We start from the raw sequence: 9,231 nt of genomic DNA on the forward strand, positions 1-9,231 counted from the left end.
GGTTCGGCCACGGGTGAGTACGCCAGCATGTCGATTGCCGCCGATGGTTCTATTGTTGCCAACTACACCAATGGCGAAACGAAATCCGTAGGCACGTTGGTGCTTGCCGACTTCAATAACCTGCAAGGCTTGCAGCCTGCTGGCGGCAATGCCTGGGTAGAAACTGCGGCATCAGGCCAGCCCATACTCGGTACTCCGGGCACCAACAGCCTGGCAACCATCAAAGGCCAGGCGGTAGAAGAGTCCAACGTCGACATGAGCCAGGAACTGGTCAATATGATCATTGCGCAACGTACTTACCAAGCGAACGCGCAAACCATCAAAACTCAGGATCAGGTCTTGCAAACCCTGATCAACATGCGCTAGGCCGGACGCATAAATGGACCGCATTATCTACACTGCCGCTGGCGGCGCCGCGCGCGTGCTGGAACAGCAGGCTGTTATCAGCAACAACATGGCCAACGTCAGCACCACGGGTTTCCGCGAGCAGATGGCGATTTACCGTTCGGTGCCCGTGGAGGGTCAGCCCGGCTTGCCCACCCGGGTTTCGACGGCTACCGCAACGTCCTCCAGCAACTTTCAGCAGGGCGTTATGGCCGAGACCGGCCATGCGCTTGACGTCGCGATCACCGGCGACGGCTGGTTCAGTGTGCAAACGCCTGAGGGCGAGGCCTATACGCGTGCGGGTGAGCTTGCCGTCAATCAAGATAATTTGCTGGTAACACAGCAGGGTTTGCCTGTGCTGTCGACCGATGGCGCGCCAGTGGAAATTCCTGATCGCGGTAGCGTTACGTTTTCCAGTGATGGGCAGATCACGGCATTGGGTGCAGGCGACAACCCGAGCGATATCCAAATGATAGGCCAGCTCAAGCTTGTGAATCCGCCGGCCGGGGGCATGGTGCGCGGGGACGATGGCTTGTTTCGTGTGGCCGCAGGTCAGGCGGCCCAGGCCGACCCGCAGGTGCGCATGGTTTCCGGTTTCATCGAAAAAAGCAACGTGAATCCCGCTGAAGCCATGGTCGGCATGATCGCCAACGCGCGTCGCTTCGAGATGCAAATGAAGGTTATTCAAGACGCCAGCACCAACGCCGAGCGCGCCAATTCCATACTGTCGTCCAACGGCTAATGCTGATATTCAGTGCAAGCCAGGCTTGCACGTCAAGGAAATAAAATGATTCGTTCCCTATGGATTGCCAAAACCGGTCTGGAATCGCAACAGACCAACATGGATGTCATTTCAAATAACTTGGCCAACGTCAACACGACGGGCTTCAAGCGCAGCCGCGCTGTATTTGAAGAGTTGATGTACCAGACCGTTCGCCAGCCGGGCGCACAAGTCGGCGCCGCCAATCAACTGCCATCCGGATTGCAGATAGGCACCGGTGTACGAACTGTGGCAACCGAGCGGATTCACACGCAGGGCGATCTAAGAAATACTGGTAGTGACTTGGATATTGCCATTCAGGGCAAGGGCTTTCTGCAGGTTGAAATGCCTGACGGTTCGTTCGCCTATACCCGTGACGGCAGCCTGCAAGTAGATCAGAACGGTCAGCTGGTTACCGCTGGCGGATACCCGATACAGCCACCTATCAATATCCCGGATAACGCGCAGACCATTACCATTGCGCGCGACGGTACTGTGTCGGTGACGCAGCCGGGTGCCGTGGGTACGAATGTGCAAATTGGGCAACTACAGCTCAGCACATTCATTAATCCTACCGGCTTGCAAAGCGCCGGCGAAAATCTGTACGTCGAGACCGATGCATCGGGCCCTGCCAATTTTGCACAGCCTGGTCTGGACGGCGCGGGTTTGGTTCTACAGCAGTACAACGAAACGTCCAACGTCAATGTGGCGGAAGAGCTGGTGAATATGATCACGACACAGCGCGCCTACGAAATGAACAGCAAGGCTATTCAGACTTCCGACCAAATGTTGGCCCGCCTGACTCAACTTTGATCATGGTTAACCGCTTTCGTCTTTTTCTGCTGTGCTTGGTTGCTGCCGTGTTGTCCGGTTGCGCGCTGGTGCCGCCCGAGCCGGTTGTGACAGGGCCCTTGACCGCTGCGCCGCCTGCGCCGATGCCGGCTGCCCAGCCAAATGGTTCCATTTATCAACCTACCGTCTATGGCAGCTACCCGTTGTTTGAAGACAGGCGGCCGCGTAATGTGGGTGACATCGTTACTGTTGTTATCCAGGAAAAAACCAATGCCGCCAAGAATGTCCAGACGACGACTGATCGTTCGGGGAGTGCCGGATTCGGAGTAGAACTGGCTCCGGCAATGTTGCCAACCGATCTGGGAGCCAAGCAGAATTTCGACATTGCGGGAAATAATGCATCCCAGGGCAAGGGCTCTACGCGTGCCGATAATACATTTTCAGGCACCCTGACAACGACTGTCGTAGGTGTGCTGGCTAATGGCAATTTACAGATCGCGGGCGATAAGCAAATCGCCATCAATCGCGGCAGCGAGCACATTCGGTTTTCAGGCGTGGTGGATCCGCGCTCGGTGACAGGGTCCAATACGGTTTCTTCCACTCAGGTCGCGGATGCTCGTATCGAGTTTCGCAGCAAGGGCACCATGGATGAAGTGCAAACCATGGGCTGGCTGCAGCGCTTTTTCCTGAATGTTTCTCCGTTCTAACAGGGTACCGGCTTTGATTTCTTCTTTATTCAGCGGACTCGGCGGCCACGGCTGGCGGCTCGCGGTGGGCGTATTGTGCATGCTGGCTGCAGGCGCCGTACAGGCCGAACGGATCAAGGATCTGGCTTCCATTCAGGGCGTGCGCGCCAACCAGTTGATTGGTTATGGCCTGGTCGTGGGCCTGGACGGCAGCGGTGACCAGGTTCGCCAAACCCCTTTTACCCAACAAAGCTTGACCAATATGCTGTCCCAATTAGGGGTAACGGTGCCTCAGGGCACCAATATGCAGGTCAAAAACGTGGCGGCTGCTATTGTGACGGCCAATCTGCCCGCGTTCGCCCAGCCTGGACAGACGGTGGATGTCGTGGTCTCGTCCATGGGTAATGCCAAGAGCCTGCGCGGCGGCACGTTGTTGATGACGCCCATGAAGGGCGCCAACGGGCAGGTATACGCCATGGCCCAGGGCAATTTGCTGGTGGGCGGGGCAGGCGCGTCGGCGGGTGGTTCCAGCGTACAGGTTAACCAGCTTAATGGCGGCATTATTTCCAATGGCGCCATTATCGAGCGCAGTGTGCCTACGACGTTTATACGCGATGGAATTATCAATCTCGAATTGAATACGACTGATTTCGGCGCGGCGCAAAGCATGTCTGCCGCGTTGAATAAGCATTTCGGAACAGGTACCGCCTCGGCGCTGGATGGTAGGGTAGTTCAACTGCGCGGCCCGCTGGATCCTCAGGCGCAGGCCGCGTTTTTATCTCAGGTAGAGAACCTTCAGGTTAATGTCCCGCCGGCACGCGCCAAAGTGGTAATCAACGCTCGTACTGGATCCGTAGTCATGAACCGTACGGTAACTATTGACGAGGCAGCCATTGCCTATGGCAATCTCTCGGTAGTTATTAGCCAGGAAAATCAGGTCAACCAGCCTGATACCCCCTTTGGTGGTGGCCAGACCGTCGTCACACAAAACACCCAGATCGAAATGAGGTCGGACCAAGGTAGCTTGCAACGTGTCCGCACCAGCGCGAATCTGGCCGATGTCGTCAAAGCGCTGAATGCTTTAGGCGCGACGCCGCAAGACTTGTTGTCCATTCTGCAAAATCTGAAAAGTGCCGGCGCTTTGCGCGCCGACCTGGAAATTATCTAGGGCCAACTATGACATTCGTGCAATATACCCCTCGTCCCGTGGATGCGCCCATGTCATCGCTGGACTTCAGCGCGCTTAATAGCCTGAAGCGGGGAGTCAGTGCGGGGGCCGATGCGCCGCAAGCGCAGCAGCAGAAGGTCGCCCAGCAATTCGAGGCGCTGTTTATTCAGCAAATGCTCAAACAGGCCCGCCAGGCCTCGTCTTCTCCTACTCTGTTCGATAGTCAGCAAACACGGATGGCCCAGAGCATGGGCGATGAACAAATGGCTTTGCAATTGGCCAATCCTGGCATAGGACTGGCTAAAGCATTACTGGCCCAGATTCAAGGCGCCCAGGCGCCATCGGCTTTGGGAACCACCCCGGATATGCCAGAGCTGGCTGCTTCACGCCTGCCCGGGCTGCGCTCCCGTGTAGGTGAAAGCCGCCACAATGATGCGGCGTCGATCACTGATTTAATCGATATGTTGGCGAAGAGCCCGCTCACCGAAAAAATCTATGCCGCCATCAAGGGTGCGCCTGAGCATATCCAGCGTTTCGTCTCGAAAATGTCGGAAGCCGCCAAGGTGGCTGCAAGCGAAAGCGGCGTGCCTGCCAAGCTGATACTTAGTCAGGCAGCACTCGAGTCGGGCTGGGGACGACGTGAAATCATGCACGAAGACGGCACCACCAGTCACAACCTGTTCGGTATCAAGGCCAGTTCAGGATGGAAAGGCAAGGTAGTCAACATCATGACAACCGAGTTCGAGGGTGGTGTCGAGCGCAAGGTAAGGCAGCCGTTCCGTGCTTATGACTCCTATGCTGAATCATTTGCCGACTATGCACGACTGATTGGGCAAAACAAACGCTATAGCGAGGTGGTCGGTGCGCCATCGGCGGAAGAAGCCGCTCATCGGATCCAGGCGGCTGGCTATGCCACAGACCCCGCTTATGCGGAAAAACTGATTTCCATCATGAGCTACTTCGACGCAGGCCCTAAACGCGGAAAGTGAAAACAGAAGGGCTAAACCTTTTGGTTTTTCTGCCGTTAACGCTTTACATGGCATTGGTATACGGGCGGGTGCCGGCACTCGCCGATTAAAAGCGGAATTCTTCATGAACTTAGCAAATTTGGGTCTCTCTGGCATTAACGCTGCGCAAAACCGTTTGCAAACGGCCGGGCACAACCTGAATAATGCCGATACTGTCGGGTATAACCGCCAGACAGTGCTGGCGCAAACCGCTGGCGCCACTGGCACTCACGCCGGATACATCGGGCGCGGGGTACAGGCCGTTACCGTTCAGCGTGCATACGACAGTTTTTTGTACCGCCAACTGGTCGGCGCCCAAACCACTGGCGCCGCGCTGGTTTCCTACGGCAATGAAATCAGCCAGATCAATAATCTGTTTGCAGACCGCACCGTAGGCATCACACCGGCCTTGCAGAATTTTTTCGATAGTATGCAGGCAGCGGCATCCGCGCCGGCTGATCCGGCAGCACGTCAGGAACTGCTGGGCCGCGCCAGCAGCCTGGTGGGTCAAATCAATGACGCCAACGGTTTCCTGACCAACCAGCGCGAGAACATCAATACCCAAATCACGACTACGGTCACGCAGGTCAATAGCTATGTGGAACGCGTACGTGATTTGAATACGCAAATTCAAACCGCCCGCGCAACCAATCCGGGGCACGAACCCAACGATCTGTTGGATCAGCGCGATCAATTAGTATCGGAACTCAGTCAACTGGTAGACGTTAAAGCGATCGAACAAGACGGCAAAGTTGGTCTGGTTGTGGGCAATGGCCAGGTGCTGCTTGGCGGCGACACTGTGTTTCCATTGCATACGCAGCCATCGGCAGCGGATCCATCCCGGGTTGTTATCGCCTACTCTGTTATCACGCAGGGCGGCGCGATGAGTCAGGTCGAAATGCGCGAAGACGCCATTAGCGGCGGCAAGCTGGGTGGCTTGATGTCTTATCGGCGCGATGCCCTGGATAGCGTTCAGAACGAGCTCGGCCGCCTGGCTGCTGGCCTTGCAATGGCTGTAAACGACATACATCGTACCGGCACCGACCTTAACGGGGTTGCGGGTGGCGACGTTTTCAGTCTTGGCCCCATCAAGGTGCTGTCTGGTAGCAAAAATACCGGCACCGGGGGCATTACAGCTGATTTCTCTGACGCCAATAAACTGACAGGGCAAGATTACCGTGTCGACTACGACGCAACGAGCGGCGGCTATACGGTTACCAGTCTTCCCAATGGGCAGCCAGTGTCTATTGTCGATGGTGATGTGGTCGATGGGGTCAAGTTCAGTATTCAGCCGGGCACGCCCGCTGCTGCCGACTCCTGGACGGTTCAGCCCACCCGGACTGCGGCAGAAAGCCTGAAACTGGTTATCTCTGACGCGTCCAAGCTCGCCTTGGCCTCTCCCAATACGGGCACTGCCAATGGCGATATCGGACTCAAGCTGGCCCAGTTGCAAACCGATAAGGTACTGGGCAACGGCTCAATGAGTCTTAATGAGTCATTCTCGAAAATTGTTAATAAAGTAGGCGTGCTGACACAGCAGAATGGTACGGCTGCAAAAGCGCAGGCAACGCTCATACAGCAGAATTTTGCGGCCCAGCAAGCATTGTCCGGCGTGAATCTGAATGAAGAGTACGTCAATCTGGACCGTTACCAGGAACAGTTTCGCGCCGCGTCGCGGCTGATCGAGGTCAGCTCTACCTTGTTCGATACCTTGCTGGGTATGCGTAGTTAAACCGCTTTTATTTTTTCAGGATCTTCGCCATGCGTATTAGTTCCACTTTGTTTTTCCAGACGGGACTGAACTCGATCAATGCCCAGCAGTCCGACTTGATGCATTTATATCAGCAAGTTGGCAGCGGTCAGCGCATGGTGACCCCGGCAGATGATCCCTTGGCGGCGGCGCAGGCCATTAATATCAGCCAAGCCCAAACCATGAACAAGCGTTTCGCGGATAACCGCGAGGTCGCCAACCGTAATCTGGGGATCGAAGACAATACTTTGCAGTCCGTGACGCTTTTGCTGCAGGATCTGAAAACGCAACTGGTATCGGCCGGTAACGGCACTATGTCGGACGCTGATCGTTCGACGCTCAGCAATGTGCTGTCCAATGCGCGCAACAATTTGCTGGGCCTGGTCAATGCCACCGATGGCAGCGGCCAGTATCTGTTTTCTGGGGCAAAAGGAAATACTGCTGCGTACCAGGACGTCAATGGAAAAATCGTCTACATGGGCGACGCCGGCCAACGCAAGATACAAGCAGATCAAACCCGTCAAATTGCTGGAAGCGATGTGGGGTCGGATATCTTTAATCGTGCCGCACCGGGTACCACCAGTTACTTGACTATGGCCTCCACGACCAATGGCGGTAGTGGCGTAATCAGTACACCCATGATCATGGATACGAATGGCGACGATGTCGGGAAAACCTTCAATGTGGTCTTCGCTGCGGGTGCTAATCCCGGCGAATATCTGTACACGGTAACTGCCAAGGATCCGGCCGGCGGGGCAGACACCGTCACTACTGGTACTTACATTCCGGGTACGACCGCATCCTTGAAGTTAGGTGATGGGGTGCAGGCTAACTTTTCTGGCACACCAGCGATAGGCGACGAATTCGTTGTCGAGCCCGCAAGCTCTTCGGATTACGCTGCGATCAAAGGTGGGGCAAATACCGGCGGCGCTTCGATAGGCTCTCCCTCGGTATCAGACTATTCCAAGACGCGTCCTGGTGATGTCTATGACATTACGTTCACCGGGCCCGATGAATACAGCGTAACCATAAGCAATCCGGCTTATCCTCCCGAAACGCTTACTAATCAGAAGTACGTACCGGGTCGGGAAAATGTCCTTGAGTTGCCCCATGGCATGCAAGTCAAAATTTCCGGCAGTCCAGCACTGAATGACGAATTCACGGTTCAAGCTTCGGCGGTAAAGACCGACTTGAATATCTTCGATACGCTCGACAGCATCATTGACTCATTGAAGCAGCCCCATGGCTCCGAGCAAGACAAGGCCGCGTTCCAAAACACGCTGGCCACAGCCATGCAGCGTCTGGATGTCAATTACAACAACGTCCTTACCGTACGTTCATCGGTCGGCGCACGCATGAATGAGCTTGACGCACTAGACGCCAACGGCGCCATGCGGTCGCTAAGTTTTAGTTCGCAATTGTCGAAACTGGAAGATCTGGATTACTACACCGCGTCGGCGCAATTGCAACTGCGCACCTCGGCCCTCGAAGCCGCAGCGCTGGCGTTTCGCAAGATACAGGCAACCAGCCTGTTCAACATGAGCAACTAAGATGCGACTTAAAACCAGCTTTTCTCTATTTGTGCTTTTGTTATCCGGATTGACTTTACTCGCGGTAGCAGTGGGCTGGTATAGCCAGACGGGAGTTATGGCGTTGCTGGCTACCGAGGGCGCTTTGGATAGCAGCACGGTTTCAACGGTAGTGCAGGGTATAGAGCGGTCACGCTATGTGCTGATTATGCTGGCAGTAATGGCGATAGTGTTTGCCGTGTTTACCTATATTGCCATGACCTTGACTGTGCTGCGGCCTATCAATGCAGTGAAAACCTATTTCGATCATATCGCCTCAGGCGATCTGACCCAGCGCGTCGAAGTGCGATCAAAAAATGAAATCGGGGTGTTGTATAACGCGTTAAAGCGTATGCAGGACAGCTTGGGCCGCATCGTAGCCACGGTGCGCCACGGTATGAACGAGATACACGCCGGTTCGCAGCATATCGTAACGGGCAATACCGACCTTAGCAGTCGGACTGAAGAGCAAGCGGCTGCTTTGCAGCAAACCGCTGCCAGCATGGAACAACTGGCCAGCACGGTCAAACAGAATGCCGATAATGCGCGCCAGGCGAACCAGCTTGCCGCCAGCGCCTCGGACGTGGCGCAACGCGGCGGTCTTGCCGTCGGCGAGGTGGTCACCACCATGCAAGTTATTTCGTCCAGTTCGAAAAAAATAGCCGATATTGTTGGTGTTATTGACAGTATTGCCTTCCAGACGAATATCCTGGCTTTGAACGCGGCGGTGGAAGCTGCACGCGCCGGCGAGCAAGGCAAGGGATTCGCCGTCGTGGCTTCGGAAGTCCGTGCCCTGGCGCAGCGCAGTGCGCAGGCGGCCAAGGAAATCAAGGGCCTGATCGAAGACTCGGTCAGGAACGTTACCGAAGGATCTACTCAGGTCGAGCGTGCGGGTTCCACCATGCAAGAGATCGTCTCATCGGTGGCGCGTGTCACAGATATCATGGGTGAAATATCGGCGGCAACAACGGAACAGGCTTCAGGTATCGATCAGATCAACCACGCAGTGGCCCAGATGGACAGGGTCACGCAACAGAACGCGCTATTGGTCGAAAATGCGGCATCGTCGGCAAGCGGTCTGGGCGAGCAGGTCTCTCACGTCAATGGCGCATTGGC

General features: G+C 55.6%; 9 protein-coding genes. All 9 read left to right on the plus strand.

What is annotated here, in order from left to right:
* Window positions 1–366, plus strand: a 366-nt coding sequence (locus ABWO67_RS17610) for a flagellar hook-basal body complex protein (protein WP_353154088.1), incomplete at its 5' end; no start/stop codon positions are given.
* A gap of 13 nt (window positions 367–379) precedes the next feature.
* Entirely contained in the window at window positions 380–1,126 is a 747-nt protein-coding gene (gene flgF / locus ABWO67_RS17615; RefSeq protein WP_353154090.1) for a flagellar basal-body rod protein FlgF, read from the plus strand.
* A gap of 45 nt (window positions 1,127–1,171) precedes the next feature.
* Window positions 1,172–1,957 (plus strand): flagellar basal-body rod protein FlgG, encoded by a 786-nt coding sequence (gene flgG / locus ABWO67_RS17620; RefSeq protein ID WP_353154093.1) that lies wholly within the window; start codon window positions 1,172–1,174, stop codon window positions 1,955–1,957.
* Between the two features lie 2 nt (window positions 1,958–1,959).
* Window positions 1,960–2,643, plus strand: coding sequence for a flagellar basal body L-ring protein FlgH (locus ABWO67_RS17625; RefSeq protein ID WP_353154096.1), 684 nt, complete (start codon window positions 1,960–1,962; stop codon window positions 2,641–2,643).
* Window positions 2,644–2,722: 79 nt separating this feature from the next.
* Window positions 2,723–3,790 (plus strand): flagellar basal body P-ring protein FlgI, encoded by a 1,068-nt coding sequence (locus tag ABWO67_RS17630; RefSeq protein WP_353154110.1) that lies wholly within the window; start codon window positions 2,723–2,725, stop codon window positions 3,788–3,790.
* 8 nt (window positions 3,791–3,798) lie between these two features.
* Complete coding sequence (gene flgJ, locus ABWO67_RS17635) at window positions 3,799–4,779, plus strand: flagellar assembly peptidoglycan hydrolase FlgJ (RefSeq protein ID WP_353154099.1); 981 nt, start codon at window positions 3,799–3,801, stop codon at window positions 4,777–4,779.
* 103 nt (window positions 4,780–4,882) lie between these two features.
* Complete coding sequence (gene flgK / locus ABWO67_RS17640) at window positions 4,883–6,529, plus strand: flagellar hook-associated protein FlgK (RefSeq protein WP_353154102.1); 1,647 nt, start codon at window positions 4,883–4,885, stop codon at window positions 6,527–6,529.
* A gap of 29 nt (window positions 6,530–6,558) precedes the next feature.
* Complete coding sequence (gene flgL / locus ABWO67_RS17645; RefSeq protein ID WP_353154105.1) at window positions 6,559–8,097, plus strand: flagellar hook-associated protein FlgL; 1,539 nt, start codon at window positions 6,559–6,561, stop codon at window positions 8,095–8,097.
* Window position 8,098: 1 nt separating this feature from the next.
* Window positions 8,099–9,231: methyl-accepting chemotaxis protein (locus tag ABWO67_RS17650; RefSeq protein ID WP_353154107.1), on the plus strand; the 1,133-nt coding region annotated here is incomplete at its 3' end.

The sequence above is a fragment of the Pollutimonas bauzanensis genome (genome assembly GCF_040393045.1).
Classification (GTDB): Bacteria; Pseudomonadota; Gammaproteobacteria; order Burkholderiales; family Burkholderiaceae_B; genus Pollutimonas; species Pollutimonas bauzanensis_A.

Coding starts and splice junctions, on each gene's coding strand:
- flgG (WP_353154093.1), top strand. CDS start 1,172: ATGATTCGTTCCCTATGGATTGCCAAAACCGGTCTGGAATCGCAACAG.
- ABWO67_RS17630 (WP_353154110.1), top strand. CDS start 2,723: ATGCTGGCTGCAGGCGCCGTACAGGCCGAACGGATCAAGGATCTGGCT.
- ABWO67_RS17625 (WP_353154096.1), top strand. CDS start 1,960: ATGGTTAACCGCTTTCGTCTTTTTCTGCTGTGCTTGGTTGCTGCCGTG.
- flgF (WP_353154090.1), top strand. CDS start 380: ATGGACCGCATTATCTACACTGCCGCTGGCGGCGCCGCGCGCGTGCTG.
- flgL (WP_353154105.1), top strand. CDS start 6,559: ATGCGTATTAGTTCCACTTTGTTTTTCCAGACGGGACTGAACTCGATC.
- flgK (WP_353154102.1), top strand. CDS start 4,883: ATGAACTTAGCAAATTTGGGTCTCTCTGGCATTAACGCTGCGCAAAAC.
- flgJ (WP_353154099.1), top strand. CDS start 3,799: ATGACATTCGTGCAATATACCCCTCGTCCCGTGGATGCGCCCATGTCA.